The 23,936-nt window shown below is 40.6% G+C and carries 25 protein-coding genes; 18 read left to right on the top strand and 7 right to left on the bottom strand.

What is annotated here, in order from left to right; translation table 11 throughout:
* Nucleotides 1-56: 56 nt before the first annotated feature.
* From gyrB to dnaA, 5 genes are all read right to left on the bottom strand, one after another.
* Complete coding sequence (gene gyrB, locus DV702_RS13690; RefSeq protein WP_205407183.1) at nucleotides 57-1,979, bottom strand: DNA topoisomerase (ATP-hydrolyzing) subunit B; 1,923 nt, start codon at nucleotides 1,977-1,979, stop codon at nucleotides 57-59.
* 48 nt (nucleotides 1,980-2,027) lie between these two features.
* On the bottom strand, nucleotides 2,028-3,146 hold the full coding sequence (recF, locus tag DV702_RS13685; protein WP_114925261.1) for a DNA replication/repair protein RecF: 1,119 nt from the start codon (nucleotides 3,144-3,146) through the stop codon (nucleotides 2,028-2,030).
* Entirely contained in the window at nucleotides 3,136-3,375 is a 240-nt protein-coding gene (gene yaaA, locus DV702_RS13680; RefSeq protein ID WP_114925260.1) for a S4 domain-containing protein YaaA, read from the bottom strand. Before yaaA ends, recF begins: the two co-directional genes overlap by 11 nt.
* A gap of 117 nt (nucleotides 3,376-3,492) precedes the next feature.
* On the bottom strand, nucleotides 3,493-4,629 hold the full coding sequence (dnaN, locus tag DV702_RS13675) for a DNA polymerase III subunit beta (protein WP_114925259.1): 1,137 nt from the start codon (nucleotides 4,627-4,629) through the stop codon (nucleotides 3,493-3,495).
* 170 nt (nucleotides 4,630-4,799) lie between these two features.
* Nucleotides 4,800-6,149, bottom strand: a complete 1,350-nt coding sequence (gene dnaA / locus DV702_RS13670) for a chromosomal replication initiator protein DnaA (protein ID WP_114925258.1) — start codon at nucleotides 6,147-6,149, stop codon at nucleotides 4,800-4,802.
* Nucleotides 6,150-6,654: 505 nt separating this feature from the next.
* On the opposite strand from dnaA, the gene rpmH reads away from it, so the two are divergent.
* From rpmH to DV702_RS13615, 11 genes are all read left to right on the top strand, one after another.
* Nucleotides 6,655-6,789, top strand: coding sequence for a 50S ribosomal protein L34 (gene rpmH / locus DV702_RS13665; protein WP_114925257.1), 135 nt, complete (start codon nucleotides 6,655-6,657; stop codon nucleotides 6,787-6,789).
* Between the two features lie 129 nt (nucleotides 6,790-6,918).
* Nucleotides 6,919-7,257 (top strand): ribonuclease P protein component, encoded by a 339-nt coding sequence (rnpA, locus tag DV702_RS13660; RefSeq protein ID WP_114925256.1) that lies wholly within the window; start codon nucleotides 6,919-6,921, stop codon nucleotides 7,255-7,257.
* Between the two features lie 117 nt (nucleotides 7,258-7,374).
* Nucleotides 7,375-8,148, top strand: coding sequence for a membrane protein insertase YidC (gene yidC / locus DV702_RS13655; RefSeq protein WP_114925255.1), 774 nt, complete (start codon nucleotides 7,375-7,377; stop codon nucleotides 8,146-8,148).
* Nucleotides 8,145-8,996: an RNA-binding cell elongation regulator Jag/EloR gene (gene jag, locus DV702_RS13650; RefSeq protein ID WP_114925254.1), complete on the top strand. Its 852-nt coding sequence runs from the start codon at nucleotides 8,145-8,147 to the stop codon at nucleotides 8,994-8,996. The genes yidC and jag overlap by 4 nt, the downstream gene beginning before the upstream one ends.
* Before the next feature lie 217 nt (nucleotides 8,997-9,213).
* Nucleotides 9,214-10,599, top strand: coding sequence for a tRNA uridine-5-carboxymethylaminomethyl(34) synthesis GTPase MnmE (gene mnmE, locus DV702_RS13645; protein ID WP_114925253.1), 1,386 nt, complete (start codon nucleotides 9,214-9,216; stop codon nucleotides 10,597-10,599).
* A 29-nt stretch (nucleotides 10,600-10,628) separates the two neighbouring features.
* Nucleotides 10,629-12,518 (top strand): tRNA uridine-5-carboxymethylaminomethyl(34) synthesis enzyme MnmG, encoded by a 1,890-nt coding sequence (mnmG, locus tag DV702_RS13640; RefSeq protein ID WP_114925252.1) that lies wholly within the window; start codon nucleotides 10,629-10,631, stop codon nucleotides 12,516-12,518.
* Between the two features lie 51 nt (nucleotides 12,519-12,569).
* Nucleotides 12,570-13,289 carry a 16S rRNA (guanine(527)-N(7))-methyltransferase RsmG gene (gene rsmG / locus DV702_RS13635; protein ID WP_114925251.1) on the top strand — a complete coding sequence of 240 codons (720 nt, stop codon included), beginning with the start codon at nucleotides 12,570-12,572 and terminating at the stop codon, nucleotides 13,287-13,289.
* Nucleotides 13,290-13,366: 77 nt separating this feature from the next.
* Nucleotides 13,367-14,227 (top strand): nucleoid occlusion protein, encoded by an 861-nt coding sequence (gene noc / locus DV702_RS13630; protein ID WP_114925250.1) that lies wholly within the window; start codon nucleotides 13,367-13,369, stop codon nucleotides 14,225-14,227.
* Between the two features lie 179 nt (nucleotides 14,228-14,406).
* The gene (locus tag DV702_RS13625; protein ID WP_114925249.1) at nucleotides 14,407-15,168 is read left to right on the top strand and encodes a ParA family protein; all 762 of its coding nucleotides are present in this window, start codon (nucleotides 14,407-14,409) and stop codon (nucleotides 15,166-15,168) included.
* Nucleotides 15,161-15,997 carry a ParB/RepB/Spo0J family partition protein gene (locus DV702_RS13620; protein WP_114925248.1) on the top strand — a complete coding sequence of 279 codons (837 nt, stop codon included), beginning with the start codon at nucleotides 15,161-15,163 and terminating at the stop codon, nucleotides 15,995-15,997. The genes DV702_RS13625 and DV702_RS13620 overlap by 8 nt, the downstream gene beginning before the upstream one ends.
* Before the next feature lie 58 nt (nucleotides 15,998-16,055).
* The gene (locus DV702_RS13615; protein ID WP_114925247.1) at nucleotides 16,056-16,760 is read left to right on the top strand and encodes a DUF554 domain-containing protein; all 705 of its coding nucleotides are present in this window, start codon (nucleotides 16,056-16,058) and stop codon (nucleotides 16,758-16,760) included.
* Here the strand turns inward: DV702_RS13615 and yyaC are convergent.
* Nucleotides 16,671-17,312: a spore protease YyaC gene (gene yyaC / locus DV702_RS13610; protein WP_114925246.1), complete on the bottom strand. Its 642-nt coding sequence runs from the start codon at nucleotides 17,310-17,312 to the stop codon at nucleotides 16,671-16,673. The two genes, DV702_RS13615 and yyaC, sit on opposite strands and share 90 nt — an antisense overlap.
* Nucleotides 17,313-17,430: 118 nt before the next feature.
* On the opposite strand from yyaC, the gene DV702_RS13605 reads away from it, so the two are divergent.
* The 3 genes from DV702_RS13605 to ychF all read left to right on the top strand — a co-directional run bounded on the left by DV702_RS13605 (nucleotide 17,431) and on the right by ychF (nucleotide 19,762).
* On the top strand, nucleotides 17,431-18,387 hold the full coding sequence (locus DV702_RS13605) for a mechanosensitive ion channel family protein (RefSeq protein WP_240315628.1): 957 nt from the start codon (nucleotides 17,431-17,433) through the stop codon (nucleotides 18,385-18,387).
* A complete protein-coding gene (locus tag DV702_RS13600; protein ID WP_114925244.1) occupies nucleotides 18,368-18,565 on the top strand; it encodes a DUF951 domain-containing protein in 198 nt (65 codons plus the stop codon). Before DV702_RS13605 ends, DV702_RS13600 begins: the two co-directional genes overlap by 20 nt.
* Nucleotides 18,566-18,661: 96 nt before the next feature.
* Nucleotides 18,662-19,762, top strand: coding sequence for a redox-regulated ATPase YchF (gene ychF / locus DV702_RS13595; protein ID WP_114925243.1), 1,101 nt, complete (start codon nucleotides 18,662-18,664; stop codon nucleotides 19,760-19,762).
* Between the two features lie 68 nt (nucleotides 19,763-19,830).
* Here the strand turns inward: ychF and DV702_RS13590 are convergent, their stop codons facing one another.
* A complete protein-coding gene (locus DV702_RS13590) occupies nucleotides 19,831-20,373 on the bottom strand; it encodes a DUF3267 domain-containing protein (protein WP_114925242.1) in 543 nt (180 codons plus the stop codon).
* Between the two features lie 154 nt (nucleotides 20,374-20,527).
* Here DV702_RS13590 and rpsF point away from each other — a divergent pair, with 154 nt between their 5' ends.
* The 4 genes from rpsF (at nucleotide 20,528) to DV702_RS13570 (ending at nucleotide 23,933) form a co-directional block, all read left to right on the top strand.
* Nucleotides 20,528-20,815, top strand: a complete 288-nt coding sequence (gene rpsF / locus DV702_RS13585; RefSeq protein WP_114925241.1) for a 30S ribosomal protein S6 — start codon at nucleotides 20,528-20,530, stop codon at nucleotides 20,813-20,815.
* A 48-nt stretch (nucleotides 20,816-20,863) separates the two neighbouring features.
* Nucleotides 20,864-21,382 (top strand): single-stranded DNA-binding protein, encoded by a 519-nt coding sequence (gene ssb / locus DV702_RS13580; protein WP_114925240.1) that lies wholly within the window; start codon nucleotides 20,864-20,866, stop codon nucleotides 21,380-21,382.
* 40 nt (nucleotides 21,383-21,422) lie between these two features.
* On the top strand, nucleotides 21,423-21,662 hold the full coding sequence (rpsR, locus tag DV702_RS13575; RefSeq protein ID WP_205407256.1) for a 30S ribosomal protein S18: 240 nt from the start codon (nucleotides 21,423-21,425) through the stop codon (nucleotides 21,660-21,662).
* Between the two features lie 1,326 nt (nucleotides 21,663-22,988).
* Nucleotides 22,989-23,933, top strand: coding sequence for a YybS family protein (locus DV702_RS13570; RefSeq protein WP_114925238.1), 945 nt, complete (start codon nucleotides 22,989-22,991; stop codon nucleotides 23,931-23,933).
* The last annotated feature ends 3 nt before the right edge of the window (nucleotides 23,934-23,936 follow it).

Here is a 23,936-nt window from a genome sequence, read left to right as displayed (position 1 = left end):
CAACCATTACATCTATCTACCTAAGTATTACCGTTCCAACCGCAAACAGGTTTCGATCAAGTATCGATATTTTGTACAAATACAGCGTTGTCTTCAATGAATTTTCTGCGCGGTTCGACTTCATCGCCCATTAATTCTTCAAAAGTAGCGTCTGCTTCCATCGCATCTTCAAGACGAACTTGTAAAAATGTACGTTGATCCGGATCCATTGTCGTTTCCCATAATTGCTCTGGATTCATCTCACCTAGACCTTTATAGCGTGTAATATCTGGCTTTGGCGAAGCAGGCATACTTCTTAATATTTCTTGCAATGCTTCTTCATCGTAACAATACTCTTCTCTTTTTCCAGCACGTACACGATAAAGTGGTGGCTGTGCGATATATACATAGCCTGCCTCAATCAATGGACGCATGAAACGGAAGAAGAATGTTAATAATAGTGTTCGAATGTGCGCACCGTCTACATCGGCATCCGTCATAATGACAAGTTTATGGTAACGCGCTTTTTCCAAATTAAATTCAGAACCAATGCCTGTACCAAGTGCTGTTATAATCATACGGATTTCCGCATTTCCTAGAATACGGTCTAAGCGAGCCTTTTCTACGTTCAGGATTTTCCCGCGCAAAGGTAAAATTGCCTGGAAGTGGCGATCCCGACCATTTTTAGCCGATCCTCCCGCCGAATCACCCTCAACAATATACAACTCACTGATGGATGGATCCCTAGAAGAACAATCCGATAGCTTACCCGGCAAACTGGACACTTCCAACGCTGACTTTCGACGTGTTAATTCACGAGCATTTTTTGCAGCCATTCGTGCACGAGCTGCCATCGTACTTTTGTCGACTACTTTCCTTGCTACTACAGGGTTTTCAATTAAAAACCGTTGAAGTGCTTCAGAAAATAGCGAGTTTGTAATGGTACTCACTTCAGAGTTTCCAAGCTTCGTTTTTGTCTGACCTTCAAATTGTGGGTCGGGGTGCTTGATCGAGACGATGGCTGTAAGTCCCTCACGCACGTCGTCTCCTGACAAGTTTCCGTCTGAGTCTTTTAATAATCCATTTTTGCGCGCGTAGTCGTTGATCACACGTGTCAGTGCTGTCTTAAATCCTGATTCGTGTGTCCCTCCTTCATACGTATGAATATTATTGGCGAATGACAAAAGATTTTCTGCGTAACCGCTATTGTATTGCATAGCGATTTCAACAGAAATTCCATCACGTTCTCCCTCAATAAAAATCGGGTCTTCAAAAATAGGCTCTTTATTTTCATTCAGATGTTGTACGTATGATTTAATACCGCCTTCGTAATGGAAAAGTTCCGTTTTGGGTTCTTCACCACGTTCGTCGGTGATCGTAATACGCAACCCGCGATTTAAGTAAGCAAGTTCACGTAAACGTGTAGCGAGCGTACTATACTCGTAGACAGTAGTTTCGGTAAATATCTCTGCATCTGCCTTGAAACGAATAGTCGTTCCGGTTTCGTCTGACTCCCCGATTACTTCTAATTCTTTAGAAACAGGTCCTCTAGAAAATTCAATAGCAAATAATTTATTGTCCCGTTTTACATACACTTCCGTTTTCTCAGATAGTGCATTTACTACTGATGAACCTACCCCGTGCAGACCACCGGACACTTTATAGCCACCGCCGCCAAACTTACCACCAGCGTGTAAAACAGTCATAATAACTTCCACTGCTGGTCTGCCTGTAGATTCCTGGATGCCAACTGGAATCCCACGACCATTATCAGCCACTCGAATCCAGTTGTCTTTCTCAATTGTTACTTCTATATGATCACAATAGCCAGCGAGTGCTTCGTCGATACTATTGTCTACAATTTCCCATACGAGGTGATGAAGCCCTTTCGCACTTGTCGTCCCAATATACATACCTGGACGTTTGCGGACTGCTTCTAGACCTTCTAATACTTGTATCTGATTCGCATCATAAGCTGTCTGCATATCTTTTTCTTCCATTGCCAAGGTGTTCACCTTTCCTTTCCAAACCTAGCAAATCACTATTTTCTATCTTTCGCGTGTTACAGAGCCCGCATGTACTTCAAAAATAGCTGCTTGTTGAATCGTATCATGATCGATTCCTGTAATATTGGTCGTAGTGACAAATGTTTGAACTTGTCCTTGCATCGAACTTAGTAAGTGTGATTGACGATAATCATCTAATTCTGACAACACATCGTCCAGCAACAAAATAGGGGTTTCTCCTACCTCTTGCTTTACTAATTCTATTTCTGCAAGCTTTAAAGACAATGCCGTCGTCCGTTGTTGACCTTGTGACCCAAATGTTTGAATATCGTATCCATTGACAAAAAACTGCAAATCATCACGATGCGGTCCTACCAATGTCAGTCCACGTTCTAATTCACGTCTTCGGACATTTTTCAATTGATCCGCAAAAATTGTTTCCATTTCTTCAACAGTCTGCCCAGAATGTAGATCTTTTAAAGTCCCATATGAAACTTCGAGTGTTTCTAAGCCGCGTGATATTCCTTGGTGAATTGGATTCGCCCATTTTTGAAGCAATTCCATGAAATAAAAACGTTTGCGAATAATTTGTACCGCTACTTGAATATACTGTTCTGTATAAATATCAAACATGACGTCAGTTAAATCTAATTTGCCCCGATTAGCTTTTAATAAAGCGTTACGCTGCTTCAACACTTTTTGAAAAGTCACTAAATCGTGTAAATAGACTCTTGAGATTTGTCCTATTTCCATATCTAAAAAACGTCTTCGTAACTGTGGGCTGCCTTTAACGATATGCAAGTCCTCAGGCGCGAACATGACAACATTCATTTGACCCACGTAATTACTCAGACGTGTTTGCTCCAAATGATTGACCTTAGCCTTCTTGCCCTTTTTAGAAATAGTTAACTCTAAAGGCAGATGACCAAATTTACGTTCTACATGCCCTTCTATTTTACCACACTCTTGTTCCCAACGTATAAGTTCACGATCATTTGACGTTCGATGAGATTTTGCCATGGACAATACATAGATCGCCTCCATGACATTGGTCTTTCCTTGAGCATTTTCCCCAATGAATACATTCATTGTCGGGGAGAAATTCAAATCTAACGAGTCATAATTTCGATAATCTGTTAACTTAAGCCGATCAATATACATCCGACTGCCCAGATTCATCCGCCGACAGTTTAAATTTTCCTGCGCCCGGGATATTTACCACATCACCGTCATATAGTTTTTTACCTCGGCGTTGTTCTGGTTCTCCATTTACATAGACAATATTTTCACCAAGATACCATTTAGCCATACCGCCTGAGCTAATAATATCGGCCATCTTCAACAATTGACCTAACGTAATATATTCTGTATTAAACTGTATAGTTTCCATGAATGATCCACCCTCGCGATTTAGTCTGTCCCTTTAGTTTACCTAACTTTTCGCAATAAGTAAAAAGGATAGCCAACATAGACTATCCTTTCTCCTACGACATTATTTATTCACATATTAAAACGTACGAACTGGCAAAATTAATTGCAAAATTGCTTCACTGTCAATTGATTTCAAAATGAATGGGCGCATACTACCCGTGAAGTGTATTTTCAAATCTTGACCATCAATAGCTTTTAGTGCGTCCATCATATATTTTGCACTGAAGGAAATTTTTAAAGGTTCCCCTTCGATATGAACGGCTTCTACCAATTCTTCTACATTACCCACATCTGGTGAGTTCGAAGAGATTTGCACATGTGGACTGCCGTCTGTCGAAAAATGCACAATATTATTACGATCTTCCCGTGCGAGCAGTGATGCACGGTCAATTGCCTGCAATAAGTTACGACCGTTAATCGTAATTGACGTTTTATACTCACTTGGAATTAAGCGTGAAGTATCCGGATAATTGCCTTCGAGTAAACGCGAATAAAATAGCACGTTATGCAATTTAAATAATACTTGTTGATTGGCAATAAATATTTCTACTGCAGTGGAGTGATCTGGCAGAATTTTACTAAGTTCTTGAAGACTTTTACCTGGAATTACAGCATTAAATGGCGCACTTGCTTGAACTTCCGGCGTAATAATACGGCGTGCCAGACGATGACTATCCGTAGCTATACAAAGTAGCTCATCTTCTTTCATCATCCATTGAACTCCTGTTAAGACAGGACGTGTTTCTTGTTGTGACACAGCAAAAACAGTTTCTCTTATAATAGATTTCATCAAGTCTGCCGGTAGTTCAAAGCGTTCTGCATTTTGTACATCTGGCAAAATAGGATATTCATCTGCACTTTGGGCAATAATATGGAATTCAGATTGACCTGAACGAATATGTGTTTTCATGCCATCACGTAATTCAATCATCACTTCGTTTGTTGGCAATTTACGAATAATCTCGTTAAATACCTTTGCCTGCAAAACTAATGTACCTGATTGAATCATTTTAATTATTTGCGTACCGTCTTCCTCCAAAGGAATGAATGTAGAGATTGTAATGTCTGAATCACTTCCAGTCATCGTCAATCCTTTTTCAGTCGCTTCTAACTTGATCCCTGTCAAAATGGGTGTTGTCACTTTTGAACTGATTGCTTTTACCACATCATTTAATCCATCCAACAACCTATCTCTCATTATTTCAAACTGCATCTCGATACCTCGCTTATATAATAATAATTAAGTAATTAAATATAGTAGTAATAGTAGTAGGGGCTGTGGATATGTGGAAAACTGCCAAAAACCTAGAAGTTTCTAAGTTTCCCACATGTGCATAAGACGTGGACGACCCTGCACAACTTGTCCACAGTTATCCACAGTTTTTAGGCTCGCCCTAAGGTTTTTTTAATTTCCTGTATATCTTGTTGCAATGATTTATCGGTATCTAGTTGTTTCGAAATCTTCTCGTGCGCATGAATAACAGTTGAGTGATCTCGCCCACCAAACTCAGAACCAATTTTGGGCAATGAGGAATCTGTCAATTCTCTTGATAAATACATCGCAATTTGACGAGGAAATGCAATAGCGCGTGTTCGTTTCTTTGCGACGAAATCTTCCAATCGAATATTATAATGTTCTCCAACTGACTTTTGAATATCCAGTATAGAGATAATTCGCGGTCGTGAATTTGGAATAATATCTTTCAAAGCTTCCGCTGCTAAATCTGTTGTTACATCTGCATTGACGAGTGATGAATAAGCTACTACACGGATCAATGCTCCTTCAAGCTCTCTAATATTTGAGTCAATTTGGTTCGCAATGTACAGCATAACATCATTAGAAATATCAATTAACCCGTCTGCTTTAGCCTTTTTACGTAAAATAGCAATTCGTGTTTCCAAATCTGGCGGTGCAATATCCGTGATCAAACCCCACTCAAAGCGCGAGCGTAATCGATCTTCTAGTGTAGGGATTTCCTTCGGTGGACGGTCACTTGAAATAATGATTTGCTTGGATTCTTCATGTAACGTGTTAAATGTATGGAAGAATTCCTCTTGTGTTTGTTCTTTTCCCGCTAGGAACTGAATATCATCAATTAACAGTACATCTACGTTACGGTACTGATCTCTAAAATCGCCGGCTTTATTATCACGGATTGAGTTTATGAATTCATTTGTAAATTTTTCAGACGACAAATAAACAACCTTCAATGATGGGTTTTGCTCCAGTACATAATGGCCGATTGCATGCATTAAGTGCGTCTTGCCCAGTCCGACACCTCCATAGATGAAGAGCGGATTATACGCTTTGGCTGGCGCTTCAGCTACTGCAAGTGACGCTGCATGTGCAAAGCGATTGCCGGATCCAATAACGAATGTGTCAAACGTATACTTTGGATTCAGCATACCCGCCGAATTAGTCATAGGAACTTTCTCTACAGCTTTTGGCTGCGTTTTTGGCAATTTGATATCCTGTTCCGCCATATCTTGCGGGACAACGAACTCAATAATCCGATCTTCGCCAGTTAACTCCGATAAAATACCCGTAATTAAATGGACGTAATGTGTTTCCAACCAATCTTTAGCGAATGAATTGGGAACTGAAATTGTTGCATTTTCGGACTCATATGTCAGCAACTTCGTAGATTTTAGCCACGTTTCAAAACTAGGTTTTGAAACACGTGCTTCAATATTCTTTAATACTTGATCCCATAAACTCGATAAGTTTTCCAATCGTGTACCTCCTTTACGATGAGATTTTAAAAGCCTGAAATACGCTTATACACAGTATTCAGGGCTGTGGATAAAAGTTATCGAAACATGTTGAAAAAACTATCCACAATGTATTCACATATGTGGATAAGATTTAATATGAAAATTATATGCACAATAAAAGCTTTTTAATTGTAACAGGGAAACTGAATAATGACAAGGAGTCCGATGATTTATTCACAATGCCCATAACTGTGCATAAAACAGTTATCCACAGCCCGGGATATGTGAAAAACTTGTCGACAAATGCCAAAATAAAAAATCCACAATTTTTATCTACTCACATATAATCCAGAAGTGTCTTAGTTCGCATTGTGGATAAGTATTTGAATGACTACGATAAAAGATCCAGTCAGTTCGAAGTTGTTCAACAGAAAAACATTGACATTCTTTTACTGGGTAGCTATACTATTCAAGACTGTCACAGTAGAAAAAGAGACAATCAAAGCAGGAGGTGTCTTACGAAATGAAACGTACATTCCAACCAAATAAACGTAAACGCAGTAAAGTCCACGGATTCCGTCAAAGAATGAGTTCAAAAAACGGCCGTAGAATTTTAGCAGCTCGTCGTCGTAAAGGAAGAAAAGTTCTTTCAGCATAAGGCCACTGACTTATCAGTGGTCTTTTTTTTGCTATTGAATAGATTCTTCACATGATCCCTACATATAAAGTAGTTTCTTTAGTAAAAGATCTGCACCAGTAGTGGAAGAAAATTAAAGCAGGTGGAATGATGAAAAAAAGCCAGCGGATTAAAAAAAACCAAGAATTTCAAACAGTCTTTAAACAAGGAAGGTCTGTTGCCAATCGTCAGTTTATTGTTTATACCTTAAAGAAACAGAACCAAGAAGAGTTTCGCATTGGTTTGTCCGTCAGTAAAAAGGTTGGAAATGCAGTGGCGCGTAACCGTATCAAACGCTACATCCGCCAGTCATTCTTAGAAATGAAAGATGAGATTAAACCCGATCAAGACTATGTTATCATCGCAAGAAATCAAGCCGCTACGCTTGATTTCCATACGGCCAAAAAGAATCTTCAGCACGTACTTAAAATTGCCAAGGCATTTAAGTAATCTTTGAATGTAATGAGCGCGTCTCAATTGTTTCTACAATAGAAGTAGAACGTTGAGGAGCATCGTGATAAACTGAAAAAAAGAAAGAAATGATTTTGATTGTTTGGGGGAAAAAATGTGAAAAAGAAACTATTATTCCTTTCATTGCTTGTCGTAGTGGCCGTATTTATGGCGGGATGCTCGGAGTTTAAAGAGCCGATCACAGCGGAAAGCACCGGAATATGGAATGAATACATCGTATGGCCACTCGTAACACTCATTATGAAATTCAAGACCTGGTTAGGCACATACGGATTGGCAATTATCGTCGTTACAGCGATCATCCGTACCGCATTGCTTCCATTAATCGTTCAGCAAACAAAAAGCTCTAAGCGCATGCAAGAAATTCAGCCGCGTTTAAAAGCATTAAAAGAAAAGTATAAATCTAAAGATGCGGTTACGCAGAAGAAGTATCAAGAAGAAATGCAACAAATTATGATCAATGAAAAGATTAATCCTGTTGCCGGATGTTTACCTGTCATCATCCAGATGCCAATATTCATCGGTTTCTATCATGCAATCAACCGAATGAATGCGACACCGACAATTGAGCTGGGCAGTTTTCTAGGATTTTCACTCGGTACGCCGAGCATCGTCTTTGCTGTCATTGCAGGTTTGTTCCAATTACTAGTTCTTCGTACAGGACCTGCTATGGACAATCCACAAATGAAGATGATGATGTACATCATGCCATTTATGATCATGGTAATTGGTTCATTCCTACCCGCAGCACTTGCATTGTACTGGATTGTGGGGAATATTATTTCTCTTCTCCAAAACATTGTAATCTACAAGCCGTTTGATAAACCAAAAGACGTCGAAGTAGTAAAAACAGGAGGGAAAAAGAAATGAAACAAATTACACAAAGGGCTGCAACCGTTGAATTAGCAATTGCATCGGCTTTACAAGACCTAGGTGTAACAAAAGATGATGTGGAAGTACAAGTTGTAGAAAATGGAAGAAAGGGTTTTCTTGGATTTGGTGCGAAAGAGGCAGTAGTCAATGTTACGGTTATTGAAAAGCCCGCACAATCGGTATCTAGCGAAACAAAGCAAGTAGAACTAAAACCAAAGCCACCTGTCATTGAAGCTAAGGAAATTTCTCATTCTACAACAGAAGCTGCACCGTCAGAAGTGGAAGATGCTGAATTGCCTGGCGAGTCCGATCAGGAGTCAGTAGCACCACAGCCGGAAGATGGACAAATGCATACAGTTGCTGAAGCTTCAAAAGACAAAGCCCATAGCGAGCTGGAAGCTATTGAAGAAACGAAATCGTATATTATAGAGATGGCAAAAGATATGGGTATTACAGACTTAGTCGTCACGTGTGAAACGAAAGGTAAGTATATGAACTTTCAATTAGAGAGTGAAAAAGCTGCTTTTCTAATTGGTAAACGTGGTCAAACACTGAATGCAATCCAGCAATTAGCACAATTAGTAGCTAATAAGGTCACACGCCAGTTCAAAATTGTTCGAATTGATGTGGCTGATTACCGTGAACGTCGTGAGCAGTCATTAGAACAACTGGCGGATCGCATGGCTGACCGGGCAATCCGTACGAAACGTCAGGTGGCATTGGAACCTATGCCATCGTACGAGAGAAAAGTTATTCATAATGCGTTATCCCGTAGACTGGATGTAGAAACTTTCTCTGAAGGAAAAGATCCATATCGTCATATTGTTATAAAAAGCTTTGAATAAATGAACCCTGCGGAAGCTCGAATCCGCAGGGTTTTTTGTCGGTTTATAATACATCATGGAGGATCATATACTAGATCTACTTTTTCTTAAAAATATCCACATATTTTCAATTCACACGCTAGGAGAATGCGATCGTTTATGATAGTATTGATTGTTAGAAAGTTGTGTCCGCAAAAGATATTCACATGTGGATAACGAAACCAGGAAGGTGAAAAACTTGCATTTTGATACGATAGCCGCCATTTCAACTCCAATGGGAGAGGGGGCAATTGCCATCGTTCGAATCAGTGGTGAACATGCATGGGAGATTGCGGATCGTATATTCCGATCGCCAGCAGCGAAACCGTTGTGTGAACAATCCTCCCATACTATTCATTATGGACATTTGCATGACCCCGAAACTACTGAAGTAGTAGAAGAGGTAATGGTGTCTGTTATGAAGGGACCGAAAACATTTACGCGAGAAGACATAGTAGAAATTAATTGTCATGGAGGAATTACTTCAGTCAATCGAGTGCTGGAACTTGTATTGACTGAAGGAGCGCGATTAGCGGAGCCGGGCGAGTTTACTAAACGGGCATTTTTAAACGGTCGTATTGATTTATCGCAAGCTGAAGCTGTGATGGATTTGATCCGTGCGAAGACAGATAAAGCGATGAGCGTAGCCCTTAACCAAATGGAGGGAAAGCTATCCCACTTGATTGGTGAGTTGCGTCAAGCTCTTTTAGAAACACTTGCACAAGTAGAAGTGAATATTGATTATCCAGAATATGATGACGTAGAAGAAGTGACTATTCCCTTAATGATCGAAAAAGGAGAATGGGTACGTGATGAGATTGATCAACTCCTGCGTACTTCCTCTCAAGGCAAAATTTTACGTGAAGGTCTCTCTACCGTTATTGTAGGACGCCCCAATGTAGGGAAGTCTTCCTTGCTGAATAGTCTTGTGCAAGAAAATAAGGCGATTGTGACTGATATTGCAGGTACGACCCGTGATATTATAGAAGAGTATGTCAACGTAAGGGGAGTCCCTTTGCGTCTTGTCGATACGGCAGGTATACGTGAAACAGAAGATATTGTGGAGCGGATTGGTGTAGAACGTTCTAGACAAGTATTAAAAGAAGCAGACTTGATTTTATTGATGGTCAACAGCTCTGAACCATTGACCGATGAAGATGAGCGACTATTTGAAGCTGTTGCGGGTATGGATATGCTAGTCATCGTTAATAAAACCGATTTGCCTAGTAAGATTGATCTTGCACGTGTGCGTGAAGTGGCGGGTGAAGATCGGGTAATTACTACTTCTATATTGCAGGAACAAGGCATTACAGAGCTTGAAGAAGCAATTGCGGGATTATTCTTTGAGGGAACGATTGAATCAGGTGATTTGACTTATGTATCAAACGCCCGACATATCGCTTTGCTCAAACAAGCACGTCATACGATTGAAGATGCGGTGCAAGCTGCGCAAGCAGGTGTGCCCATCGATATGATTCAAATAGATGTTACACGTACATGGGAAATCCTCGGAGAAATCATTGGAGATACTGTTCAAGATAGTTTATTAAATGAATTGTTCTCGAAGTTCTGTCTCGGAAAATAATAATTTTATAATAGGAAGGATGAACGAACATGCCACAATTTGAAGCAGGCACGTTCGATTGTATAGTCATCGGAGCTGGACACGCAGGCGCAGAAGCGGCATATGCTGCTGCAAAGATGGGCGCATCGACTGTCGTACTCACGATGAATCTAGATATGATCGCATTTATGCCATGTAACCCGTCTCTAGGAGGTCCCGCAAAAGGGATTGTTGTCCGCGAGATTGACGCACTCGGCGGGGTAATGGCGAAAGTTATAGACAAGACACATATTCAAATGCGTATGTTGAACACAGGGAAAGGTCCTGCCGTTCGTGCATTGCGTGCGCAGGCCGATAAAGTCTTATATCAACAGGAAATGAAGCGAATTCTTGAAGAACAACCGAATTTAACACTTCGTCAAGCAGTCGTAGAGCGCTTGATCGTTGAAGATGGTGAAGTAAAAGGTGTAGTAACGCAAATAGGTGCTATTTTCCGTGCAAAGACCGTTATTATTACAACTGGAACATTTTTACGCGGAGAAGTCATTATTGGCGACTTGAAGTATTCGAGTGGTCCAAATAACCAAATGCCATCCATTAAGCTTGCGGATCATTTAAGGGAATTAGGGTTGGATACGGTTCGATTCAAAACAGGAACACCTCCACGGATTAATAGCAATACAATTGACTACAGCAAAACTGAAATTCAGCCGGGGGATGATGTTCCACGTTCATTCAGCTATGAAACGACGGAGTTCATTATGGATCAATTGCCTTGTTGGTTAACGTATACTACACCTGAAACGCATGAAATTATTAATGAAAACCTTCATTTGTCACCTATGTATTCGGGCATGATTAAAGGGAAGGGACCTAGCTACTGTCCATCTATTGAAGATAAAATTGTACGTTTTGCAGACAAATCACGCCATCAAATCTTCTTAGAGCCAGAAGGCCGTAATACGCGTGAGGTTTACGTACAAGGCTTATCGACAAGTCTACCTGAACATGTCCAACACCGTTTAATTGCGAGTGTTCCCGGGCTGGAGAAAGCTGAAATGATGCGTGCGGGCTACGCGATTGAATACGATTCCGTCATTGCTACACAGCTATGGCCAACACTTGAAACAAAAAAGATTAAAAACTTGTATACAGCAGGTCAAATTAACGGAACATCGGGCTATGAAGAAGCTGCTGCACAAGGATTAATGGCGGGAATAAACGCTGCATGCAATGTGCTTGGAAAAGAAGAAGTAGTATTGGGTCGCAGTGAAGCATATATCGGTGTGCTTGTAGATGACTTAGTGACAAAAGGAACGAGTGAACCTTATCGTTTACTAACTTCTAGAGCTGAGTACCGTCTATTGCTGCGTCATGATAATGCAGACATGCGATTGACAGAGATTGGCTATAAAAATGGCATGATCAGTGAAGAACGACATGAAGCATTCGTTGCAAAAAAAGCACAAATTGATGCTGAAATCGAACACTTACGTAAAGTATCAGTCAAGCCTACTGAAGAAGTCCAAGCGATCATTGAAAATGCAGGCGGAACAGCATTACGTGAACCGATGAAAGCTGCAGACTTATTGAAACGTCCTGAAATGAAATATAGTGAACTGCGTATAGTTGTCCCGCCACTGGAACAAATAAATGAAGAAGTGGCTGAGCAAGTAGAGATCTTTATTAAGTATGAAGGATATATCGAAAAGGCTATGCAACAAGTGGAAAGAATGAAAAAGATGGAGAATAAGCGGATTCCCGAAAATATTGATTACGATGCAATATCGGGTATTGCTAAAGAAGCAAAGGCGAATTTAAAAGCTGTTCAGCCGTTGTCTATAGCGCAAGCCTCACGTATTTCTGGCGTGAATCCTTCAGATATTGCTATTCTTCTTGTCTACATTGAGCAAGGAAAGATTGCAAAAGTATCAGGTTAAATATATGGCTGGCGCTTAGAGGCGTCAGTCTTTTTGAAAAGGAATGAGACGATGACGGAAGAAGAGTTTTATGCAGCACTACAAGAAAAAGGAATTAAATTAACGGATGTACAAAAGCAACAATTTACACGTTACTTCGAAATTCTCGTAGAGTGGAATGAAAAGATGAACTTAACGGCTATAACGGATGCACCCTCTGTTTATTTAAAGCATTTTTATGATTCCATCACAAGTTCATTTTACGTAGATTTAACTTCTGTTGAATCTATTTGTGATGTAGGGGCAGGGGCTGGTTTTCCGAGCATCCCTTTAAAGATTTGCTTCCCACATCTTCAAGTAACAATTGTAGACTCATTGAACAAACGTATTAACTTTCTAAATCATTTAGCGGGAGAACTGAAGTTAGAAAAAGTAGCATTTGTTCATGCAAGAGCGGAAGACTTTGGCCGTAATCCGAAGTACAGAGAACAATTTGATGTTGTAACAGCCCGCGCAGTAGCTCGTTTATCAGTACTATCTGAGCTATGTTTGCCGATTGTGAAAGTAGGAGGATTATTTGTTTCTATGAAAGGTGCTGCCGCTGCGGAAGAATTACAAGACGCAACAAGAGCGGTGAAACTACTCGGTGCTTCGTTACAAGAAGAGCATGAATTTTTACTGCCGGAAGAAAATAGTGAACGTCATATATTCATCTTTAAAAAAAGCAAACAGACACCTAAGAAATATCCTAGAAAACCAGGAGTGCCAAATAAAACACCTATTACAGGATAAAACGTATTATGTTTCACGTGGAACAGTAAGAAGGGCAGTTCATAAAAGGGACTAGTTTCGAAAAGGTGGTGCAGGGGTTGAAAAATACTTTATCGCGCTTTTTTGGTGGAGGAGAGAAGATAGACTTGATAGAGAAAGTGGAAGGTAGGCAACTTGAAAAGGTAGATCAAGTGGCCATTGATTCGATCATACCGAACCAATTTCAACCACGGACAATATTTAGTGAAGAAAAGATCGAAGAACTCGCTAGAACAATCCATACTCATGGTGTCATTCAACCAATTGTCATTCGTCAGATGGGTAATGAACAATATGAGATTATTGCAGGGGAACGACGTTATCGCGCTATGCGTAAGCTTGGCTGGACAGAGGTACCGGCTATCGTCCGTAATCTAAGTGATAAAGAAACTGCTTCTGTAGCTTTAATCGAAAACTTACAACGTGAAGAATTAACAGCAATTGAAGAAGCATATGCCTATGAAAATTTATTAAAACTTCATGAATTGACGCAAGAAGCTTTAGCCCAGAGATTAGGGAAAGGTCAATCTACTATTGCTAATAAAATGCGACTTTTAAAACTACCTGAAGAGGTACAAAATGCAATCCTGAAAAAAGAGATTTCAGAGCGTCACGCACGTGCACTATTGCCGTTAAAAGAAACAGCTCTGCAAATCGAAGTAATGGAAGAAACAAAAGAGAATAAGTATAACGTGAAAGAACTTGAAAATCGTATTAAAGAAATCACTCATCCTATTCAAAAGTCGCAAACAAAAAAAACAGTATCTCGACGGAAATCTATCAGTAAAGATGTGCGAATTGCAGTAAATACATTAAGAGAGTCACTGGCTTTGATGACGAAGAGTGGAATCGAAGTAGAATCGCAAGAAATAGATTCAGAAGACTGCTATACAATTACCGTCAAAATACTGAAAAAGTGACAATTCTAAACTCTTGCTATCCAACTAGCAAGAGTTTTCTTATATAACGATAGAGTTCGGCCTAGTAAGATGATAAAATGAAAAAGAATTACAGAACGATAAGTAAAGTATTAGAAATACACGTAATTGTGAAAAGCTTCTAGCTACTAATTGAAATATGAAAGAAAGCGGGTGCGAGAGTGGGTAAGATTATCGCCATAGCCAATCAAAAAGGAGGAGTCGGTAAGACAACGACTTCTGTTAACTTAAGTGCATGCCTTGCCCATATAGGCAAAAAGGTGCTTTTAATTGATTCTGATCCACAAGGCAACGCAACGAGTGGGGTAGGTATCAATAAAGGGGATGTACAAGACTGTATCTACAATATGTTAATCGATGATGTACCGGTACAAGATGTCATTTTGCAGACGAATATTGAAAATTTGGATATCATTCCAGCTACGATTTCGTTAGCAGGAGCTGAAATTGAACTGGTCTCTACGATTTCTCGTGAAGTCCGTATGAAACATGCAATTCAAGACATTAAAGGGCAGTACGACTATGTAATTATTGACTGTCCACCATCACTTGGACTTCTGACATTAAATGCTTTGACTGCTTCTGACTCTATTATCATTCCAGTACAATGTGAATATTATGCGTTGGAAGGATTAAGTCAGTTATTGAGTACCATTCGTCTTGTCCAAAAGCACTTGAATGAATCGTTGTATATAGACGGGGTATTACTCACAATGTTTGATGCGCGTACGAACTTAGGTATTCAAGTGATCGAAGAAGTGAAGAAGTATTTCCAAGACAAAGTATATAAAACAATTATTCCACGAAACGTTAGATTAAGTGAAGCACCGAGTCATGGAAAACCGATTATTTTGTATGATTCCAGATCAAAAGGTGCGGAAGTCTATTTAGAGTTGGCAAAGGAAGTGGCGGAAAATGAGTAAAGGTCTAGGTAAAGGGCTAAACGCATTGTTTCCTCGTGAGTCATTGGAAAAGGTAGAATTACTGCGATTAAAGAGTATTCAAGCAAATCCTTATCAACCACGTAAAATATTTGATGATGAATCGCTTGTAGAGTTGAGTGAATCGATTAAAGAGCACGGTGTATTGCAACCGATTATTGTGCGCAGTGTAGGAACACAGTATGAAATTGTCGTCGGAGAAAGAAGATACCGCGCTTCCGAGTTAGCTGGAAAAAAGGAAATCCCGGCAGTTGTTCGAGAGTTAACAGACGAGCAATCCATGGAGATGGCTATTTTAGAGAATCTTCAACGCGAAGATCTTACACCAATTGAAGTGGCTGAAGCTTATCAACGATTAATGGAAAGTCTCGAATTAACGCAAGAACAATTAGCATTTAGATTAGGTAAGAGCAGGCCGCATATTGCGAATCACATTCGTCTACTCACATTACCTGAACAAGTGTTGCATGATATTTCCCATGGAATACTGTCAATGGGGCATGGGCGTACATTGCTTGGGTTAAGAAATAAAGAACAAATTCTACAAGTCGCTGAAAAGACTAAGAATGAACATTTGAATGTTCGTCAATTAGAAAAACTAGTACAGCAATTAAACGAAGATGTTCCACGTGAAACAAAGAAAAAGAAGAAAAAGGATTTATTCCTAGCAGAACATGAAACTACATTACGGGAGCAGTTTGGAACAAAAGTTACAATAAAAAAGACGAAAAACAAAGGGAAAATAGAAATTGAGTTTCTATCAGATGAAGATTTCGAACGTATCTTAGAAATTCTAAGTGAAGAACGATAATATCATTCTTGTTAGTAATAAATATATGAATCGTTAAAGAAAAGTTGGAAGTGACTATATGATATTATTCGGCTCACTATTTAATGTACTGACTATTATAATAGGTACATTAATAGGACGTTTTTTGCATGGCATACCTGAACGGATGAAAGAGACGATTATGTACGGTATCGGCTTGGCGGTTGTAGCCATTGGACTGCAGATGACTTTCCAAACGACACAAATCGTTATAGTCATCATCAGTATCGTCATTGGTGCAATCATTGGGGAATGGATTGATTTGGATCAAAAAGTGAATTTTCTTGGTCAATGGATAGAGAAAAAATTACCAGCCAAGAAGGGAAGCCCAGGCGTTGCACAAGGGTTTGTGACGGCTACACTAATATTTTGTGTAGGGTCAATGGCCATCATTGGTGCAATTGACAGCGGGCTCCGGAATGATCACAACGTCTTAGTGATGAAAGGGATTTTAGATGGCTTTACATCCATTGTGTTAAGTTCTACTTTAGGCATCGGGGTAGCTTTCTCCGCTATACCATTACTACTGTATCAGGGTAGTATTACATTTCTAGCTACGCTCATTAGTCGTTTTGTTCCTGACGATTTAATGCAGTTATTTATTTCCGAAATGACGGCAACGGGTGGATTAATGATTGCGGCTATCGGTTTGAACTTAATCGGTTTGACTAAGATTCGGATAGCGAATTTTATTCCAGGGATTGGTGTAGTGGCTCTCATTGTAACGATTGTATACGTCTTCTGACTTTTGACGGTGATGGGCAAGCTGTAACGCACGTCCAATCATACGACTCATTTCAAAAGGCAAGTATAAACGTGTGCTTTGTAGTACTGCTTGTTCCATAAAACCTGCAATATTGACGACTCCTTTAATAGAGACATCACCGACAGGCGGCAAATTCTTTCCAACCGCTTTACCTGGTGAAATGGGACCGTTGTGGAACAATAGCTCACCTACCGCGTCCTTTTTACTGAGGCAGGCGTCTATTGCTACGGTGAACGCATCAGGATAAAGTGTTTCTGTTAACTTCAACCGTTGCTCTAGATTTAGCGCATGGAGTGGGTTTTCAAGTGTGCCAATCACCGGGTACGGAAAAAGACTAAGTTCAGATAGATAAGAACCAGTTAGAGGTCCTAAAGAGTCACCCGTCGAACGATCGGAGCCAATACAGTAAAAGATGATTGGTTGTCTTTTAAAAGGGATATGCTGGATGAAATATGAACTTAACTTCCAGACAACCCCGGTTTCTTTATAAGAGATACGATAATGGTAAGATGAGGGCTCAGTTATATACATTGGGAGACATCATTCCTTTATAAGTTCTTTACGCAGGGCTACGGGAGAGCCTGTGTATGTATTGCTGTGCAGTATAGCCAGGGGTGTATGGGTTTATACGAAAGGAGGATTTCTTTCAATGGCAGTAGATTCAAATACAGACGTGAAAGAAAGCCTGGATACAGTAGGGAAAAGTATTAAAAAGGCAGTAGATGGAGCAACAGACCAAGCAAATGAAACTATTTTTGATACTGTCTTTTGGTTTAATGTAGGATTATTTGCTTTAAAGATTTTTTTAATTATTGTCGTAGCAGGGATATTGGTGAAGGTTGGTCATGTATTTATTCGCCGATTCTTTGCTATCAAGCTGAAGAGTCCTATGCGTAAAAGTGAACGCCGCGAAAAAACCATTATTAAGTTATTAGAAAATGCATTGACATACGTCATTTATTTTTCAGCCATACTAGCCATTTTGACGGAGTTTAATATTGATGTAAAAGGCTTGCTGGCAGGTGCCGGGGTTCTTGGATTGGCGGTCGGTTTTGGTGCACAAAGTTTAGTGAAAGACGTCATTTCCGGGTTTTTCATTATTTTTGAAGATCAATTCGGTGTTGGCGATTACGTTCGGATTAATAGTGCGGAAGGAACCGTATTGGAAATTGGATTGCGGACGACGAAGATTGCGTTATTCGGCGGAGAGTTATATACCGTGCCGAATGGTCAAATTGGAGAGGTTATTAATTTTTCAGTGACAAATTCCATGGCTATATTGGATATTGGCGTTTCCTATGAAACGAATATTGAACATGCCGAAGAGTTACTGAAAGAGTTTTTAAAGAAGCTTCCAAAAGAGCGGTATGCAGAAGTGATTGGGATCCCGGAAGTGCTCGGAGTACAAAGTATCGAGCCGTCCAAAATTGTACTGCGTATTATAGCAGAAACAGAACCTGTGGCAAACTTCGCGGTTGGTCGTAAACTCCGGCAGGATTTGAAGAAGTTTATGGATCAGAATGGAATTGAAATGCCATATCCGAAGATGGTATTGTTCCAAGAAAAAATGGAAGGAGATTCACAAGATGGCGGAGAAAGAATTTGATTTGCACGACGTCGTGGAGATGAAAAAACCACATCCTTGTGGCTCAAATGCTTGGAAGATCATACGTATGGGCGCTGATATCCGTATTAAGTGCGAAGGTTGCGGACATAGCGTTATGATTCCACGCAATGAGTTCTCTAAGAAGATGAAAAAGATTTTGTTAAGGAACGAGTCTTGATCGCACATAGACAATGCCGAAGATTGTCCTTATAATGAAATGGTTGACTAGCCTTATAATGAAATAGTTACGATAGATAAGAAGGGTGTGGGAAGAATGGCTTTAACAGCAGGAATTGTAGGTCTTCCGAATGTAGGAAAATCAACATTATTTAATGCAATTACGAAAGCAGGAGCAGAGGCGGCGAATTATCCGTTCTGTACAATTGATCCGAACGTAGGGATTGTTGAAGTGCCAGATGAACGTTTAGATAAGCTGACAGAACTTGTTACACCTAAGAAGACAGTACCTACTGCATTTGAATTTACAGACATTGCAGGAATTGTAGAAGGTGCAAGTAAAGGGGAAGGACTAGGCAATAAGTTCTTATCACATATTCGTGAAGTAGATGCCATTTGCCAGGTCGTTCGTTGTTTCGAAGATGAGAATATTACACACGTGTCAGGAAAAGTTAATCCGATTGATGATATTGAAATCATCAACTTAGAATTAATTTTGGCGGATATGGAAAGTGTGGATAAGCGTTTAGCACGTGTATCGAAAATGGCTAAACAAAAAGACAAAGACGCTATGATTGAAGAGCCTATACTTATGAAATTGCGAGACGGTTTCGAAAATGAGTTGGCGGCACGGTCTATTGACTTGACAGACGATGAGTACCAAGTAATAAAAGGAATGCATTTGCTGACAATCAAACCGATGCTTTACGTTGCCAACGTTTCTGAAGATGAGATTGCAGATGCAGACAACAATCCATATGTGCAGCAAGTGCGTGAATTTGCTGAGAAAGATCATGCGGAAGTCATCGTAGTGTGTGCGAAGATTGAAGAAGAAATGGCTGAACTTGAGGACGATGAGAAAGAAATGTTCCTTGAAGAGCTAGGGATCAAAGAATCAGGGCTAGATTTATTGATCAAAGCAACGTACAAATTGCTAGGATATGCAACGTACTTTACGGCAGGTGTGCAGGAAGTTCGTGCCTGGACGTTCCGTAAAGGGATGAAAGCTCCACAATGTGCCGGCGTCATCCATACAGACTTTGAGCGCGGCTTCATACGTGCAGAAACGGTAGCCTATGACGACTTGGTCGAGCATGGTTCTATGACGGCTGCAAAAGAAGCAGGCAAGGTGCGTTTGGAAGGTAAAGAATACATCGTAAAAGACGGGGACGTTATGTTGTTCCGTTTCAACGTATAATTGAAAAGCTGTTTCCCCTGAATCAACTGGGGAAACAGCTTTTTTACATGAAAACCTCATGATGTCATTCATTGGGCAGGATAAATATATAACTTAGGCAATTCGGGATCATCTTTAACCATTGCATCGTCTGGAAATTTTTTCAGTTCTTTGTACATCGCAAAGTCACCCGCTGCACCGCCAATTAATGCCGCTGCCAGCACGAGCAACACACCGTCATTGAGATAGAGTGCAATGATCGCCGGGAGTATGCCTGTCATCCAAAACGGCAGTAGGAGTGCTTGGCGGATTCCTTTATTGTCCATTAGCTGATCGGCAGTAGCATAAGCAATGCCCATTTTTAAATTGACACCGTAGTCCATGTTTTTCCAGGGGACACCGCAGAACATTCGAAATCCGAGTAAGTGAAAAAATTCATGAAAGACGATCAATATAATATAACCGACAAAAAAGTACAGAAAATACCACAAAGAGAATGTCAGAAACAATCCGCCGTTCAGAAAGAAACGAATTAGTAAAAGAAGAATAAGAGGAATAAACGTCAACCAAATACTTTGTTTCGCAACTTTCTGTAGATCCAGTTCTACAATAATAGGATGTTGTTGATCCATACGAAATCACTCCTTAATTTATTCAGTATAGTATATTTAGGGTTGATATTAAAGTGGAGCTATGGTAATATCAACTGATGTGAGTAATATCTAAATTACTTACTCCTTGCCCGCTTGCAAAAGCAGGGCCAAGTCCATAAGGAGGTGACTATTGATGAGAAAGTACGAGATTATGTACATTATGCGCCCAACTCTTGAAGATGACGCGAAAAAAGCGTTGATTGAACGTTTTGATAACGTCTTAACTTCAAACGGAGCGGAAATCATCGAGTCGAAAGAGTGGGGCAAGCGTCGTCTTGCATACGAAATCGACGATCTACGTGAAGGTTACTACCAGTTAGTAACTGCTAACGCTGGTAACGAAGCAATCGATGAATTTACACGTCTAGCGAACATCAACGAAGGTATTATTCGTCATATGACAGTTCGTGTGGATGCGTAAGCTGACATAAATAAGTGATTCCAAATGATGAGGGAGGTTTGATTCTGAATGATAAACCGTGTCGTTTTAGTCGGTCGATTAACGAAAGATCCTGAGTTAAAGTATACACAGACGGGTATCGCTGTCACTCGTTTTACACTAGCTGTGAACCGTGCGTTCTCTAACCAGCAAGGGGAACGAGAAGCAGACTTTATTAGTTGTGTAGCTTGGCGTAAACAGGCTGAAAATATCGCAAATTACTTACGAAAAGGTAGTCTTGCCGGAGTAGATGGTCGTATCCAGACGGGCAGCTTCGAAGGACAAGATGGTAAGCGTGTTTACACGACAGAAGTTGTTGCAGATAGTACCCAATTCTTAGAACCGCGCAGTGCGAATACTGAACGGACCCAAGCACCGTCGTACGGTGGTGGAGCTCCTTCATATAATGCACCTTCGCAGGACCAGGGACAAGGATACAATCAGCAATCCTACCAACCGAATCAGCAAAATATGACGCGTGTTGACAATGATCCATTTCAACCAGGCGGCGGTCCGATTGAAGTAACAGATGACGACTTGCCATTCTGATGAATGACTTAACAATACGTAATAGGGAAGGAGGACAACAATTATGGCACCACGTCGTGGAGGTCGCAGACGCCGTAAAGTTTGCTATTTCACTTCTAACAACATTACACACATCGACTATAAAGATGTAGATTTGTTGAAGAAGTTTATCTCTGAGCGAGGAAAAATGTTGCCTCGTCGAGTTACTGGTACAAGCGCTAAATACCAACGTAAATTGACGGTCGCAATCAAACGTGCACGCATTATGGCACTTCTTCCGTTCGTTTCAGAAGAGCGGTAATATATGAACCACCACTGACTGAATTTTTCAGTCAGTGGTGGTTTTTCTATTTCTTTCTCTACTCCTATTATGCTGTACCAAGCCTGTTGATCATCCAAAGAAATTAGTATTTGGAAATGAGGTGCTTTTGACAAGTAATTGTAGAGGTAGGGTACGTGTTAGGATTCTCCCTACAGAACCGGACGCTTTCCTGAGGGGACGCGGCGGACTCGCCAGAAGTTCTTTGGCGATTACGCCTTTCGTACTGATCCCCCAGGAGTCGCCGGTTCTTCCGGGAGAATCCTTGAAGTAGTGTTCGTAAGTCAGTTCGTGTTCGTCCAGAAATTAGAGTGGGGTAAGTGACTTCTCCTTTGCAGTGCAGAAAAATAGTGTACGTGCTAGGATTCTCCCTGCAGAACCGGACGCTTTCCTGAGGGGACGCGGCGGACTCGCCAAAAGTGCGTTGGCGATTACGCCTGTCACCCTGATCCTCCAGGAGTCGCCGGTTCTTCCGGGAGAATCCTTGTGTTTGTGTCTGCAAGTCAGTTTGTGTTCGTCCAGAAATAGAGTGTGGTAAGTTCCGCTTTCTGAACAGTGTGGGTGAAGCTTTGGATTGCCTGATTGAATACATATAGAGTCATTTCTTTTTCCACTCAGTTCATCGAAGAAGTCATAGTAGCAGATAATACTTCACTGCTATCTAACTTCAAAAGCGGTCGCATTGTATTAGACAAGTCTACTTGGTTTTCACTACCTACAAAGAGGTATTTGACTGTTTTGCCTACACAAAGTACGGCTGAAGCTGGAAGACGATCGACTCCGGGAGGATCAGGAAAAGTCGTAGCGAAGGACGGCTTTTGCGAGTGAAGCGCAGCGAGAAGGAGCACATCTTTGCATTTGACAGGCGTAACCCGCAGCGCTCTTTTGCGGGATCCGCCGCGTCCCCTCCGGAAAGCGTATCGTCTGGAAGCGCAAGACACAAGACACAAGACACAAGACACAAGACACAAGACACAAGACACAAGACACAAGACACAAGACACAAGACACAAGACACACCTAGTCAGCGTCACTCCATCCAATCGCCATAGTCAAAATTGCTTTTAATTAAATGAATGAGAGAATTATACATAATACGGTTAATCAACAGGATTGGTGCTGTACATAACTTATCCAAATAACTGGAATTGAGCATGTCCACTCTTTTTGATTTCGACACAAATCATGGTACAATTAGAAGGATTGACGCAATATGAATAGGCTAAGTTCGGATCAAAATTTATCAACTTACGCAACTACTACTAATTCTAAATCAAAAAGTTGTGAATGAATTGAGGCGTGAAAGATATGCAAGATCAAACGAGGAGAATTACGTATGGGGCGATGATGGTAGCGCTATTCGCCATACTGCTAGCATTCACTCTTTATGTGCCACTACTGGGTACACTAACATTACTGTTAATCCCGCTGCCGGTGACGTTATACCGTTTGCGCTATGACCGGGCATCGACATTGCTCGTAGCAGCTTGTACGTGGCTCTTAACTTTGCTGATTGGCGGGCTTTTATCCATTCCTTCTGCCATCATTTTAAGCATAGTCGGATTTGTCATTGGTGACGCAGTTAAGACAGGAAAGTCCAAGCTTTATGTATTCATGGCTACTGGACTGACACTACTAATTTCCTTAAGCGTACTATACCTAGGGTCTGTATGGTTTTTTAAAATCAATCCAATCGACCAGTTGTTGCAACAATTTGAAACGATTCAAAAAGAAGCACTCGTTATGCTTAGCGGAATGGGCGAGTCAACTAAGGACGTAGAACGATTAGTAGCAGAGGCATTTACTTATTATCAAACGATCGTGCCGTCACTATTTATCTTATCTGTATTTATAGCTGCCTATCTTTTTATTATGCCTATACTGGCAGTGGCTGCGAGACTAGGATTTACTGTTCCTAAATTTTCTTCCTTTTTGATGATGCGTTTACCATTCGCAACAGTCGTTGTTTATATGGCATTACTGTTGATTTCGATTCTTTCGCAACCCGAACAAGGGACAACATTTTATCTAATGGAAGCAAATGCTATTCTGATTTTTAGATTCTTGTTCTTTTTACAAGGTCTGTCTTTACTCTACTACGCATTGCAAAAGATGAAATTGCCGGTCATTGTCAACGTGCTCGCTACACTACTCGCGATGTTCCTCAGTCCATTCACTGTAATGCTCGGTGTCTTAGATATCGCCATTAATATTCGTGCATGGATCGACAAAGACAGAGAGAGGAGAAGATGAGAT

The organism is Sporosarcina sp. PTS2304 (genome assembly GCF_003351785.1).
Classification (GTDB): domain Bacteria; phylum Bacillota; class Bacilli; order Bacillales_A; family Planococcaceae; genus Sporosarcina.
The sequence above is the reverse complement of the archived record's forward strand: the minus strand, read 5'-3'. Positions and strand labels throughout refer to the sequence as shown.

Excerpts from the sequence above, each read along its gene's own strand:
- gyrB (WP_205407183.1), bottom strand. The coding sequence starts at position 1,979 with ATGGAAGAAAAAGATATGCAGACAGCTTATGATGCGAATCAGATACAA.
- recF (WP_114925261.1), bottom strand. The coding sequence starts at position 3,146 with ATGTATATTGATCGGCTTAAGTTAACAGATTATCGAAATTATGACTCG.
- yaaA (WP_114925260.1), bottom strand. The coding sequence starts at position 3,375 with ATGGAAACTATACAGTTTAATACAGAATATATTACGTTAGGTCAATTG.
- dnaN (WP_114925259.1), bottom strand. The coding sequence starts at position 4,629 with ATGCAGTTTGAAATAATGAGAGATAGGTTGTTGGATGGATTAAATGAT.
- rpmH (WP_114925257.1), top strand. The coding sequence starts at position 6,655 with ATGAAACGTACATTCCAACCAAATAAACGTAAACGCAGTAAAGTCCAC.
- rnpA (WP_114925256.1), top strand. The coding sequence starts at position 6,919 with ATGAAAAAAAGCCAGCGGATTAAAAAAAACCAAGAATTTCAAACAGTC.
- jag (WP_114925254.1), top strand. The coding sequence starts at position 8,145 with ATGAAACAAATTACACAAAGGGCTGCAACCGTTGAATTAGCAATTGCA.
- mnmG (WP_114925252.1), top strand. The coding sequence starts at position 10,629 with ATGCCACAATTTGAAGCAGGCACGTTCGATTGTATAGTCATCGGAGCT.
- rsmG (WP_114925251.1), top strand. The coding sequence starts at position 12,570 with ATGACGGAAGAAGAGTTTTATGCAGCACTACAAGAAAAAGGAATTAAA.
- DV702_RS13620 (WP_114925248.1), top strand. The coding sequence starts at position 15,161 with ATGAGTAAAGGTCTAGGTAAAGGGCTAAACGCATTGTTTCCTCGTGAG.
- DV702_RS13615 (WP_114925247.1), top strand. The coding sequence starts at position 16,056 with ATGATATTATTCGGCTCACTATTTAATGTACTGACTATTATAATAGGT.
- yyaC (WP_114925246.1), bottom strand. The coding sequence starts at position 17,312 with ATGTATATAACTGAGCCCTCATCTTACCATTATCGTATCTCTTATAAA.
- DV702_RS13605 (WP_240315628.1), top strand. The coding sequence starts at position 17,431 with ATGGCAGTAGATTCAAATACAGACGTGAAAGAAAGCCTGGATACAGTA.
- DV702_RS13600 (WP_114925244.1), top strand. The coding sequence starts at position 18,368 with ATGGCGGAGAAAGAATTTGATTTGCACGACGTCGTGGAGATGAAAAAA.
- ychF (WP_114925243.1), top strand. The coding sequence starts at position 18,662 with ATGGCTTTAACAGCAGGAATTGTAGGTCTTCCGAATGTAGGAAAATCA.
- DV702_RS13590 (WP_114925242.1), bottom strand. The coding sequence starts at position 20,373 with ATGGATCAACAACATCCTATTATTGTAGAACTGGATCTACAGAAAGTT.
- rpsF (WP_114925241.1), top strand. The coding sequence starts at position 20,528 with ATGAGAAAGTACGAGATTATGTACATTATGCGCCCAACTCTTGAAGAT.
- ssb (WP_114925240.1), top strand. The coding sequence starts at position 20,864 with ATGATAAACCGTGTCGTTTTAGTCGGTCGATTAACGAAAGATCCTGAG.
- DV702_RS13570 (WP_114925238.1), top strand. The coding sequence starts at position 22,989 with ATGCAAGATCAAACGAGGAGAATTACGTATGGGGCGATGATGGTAGCG.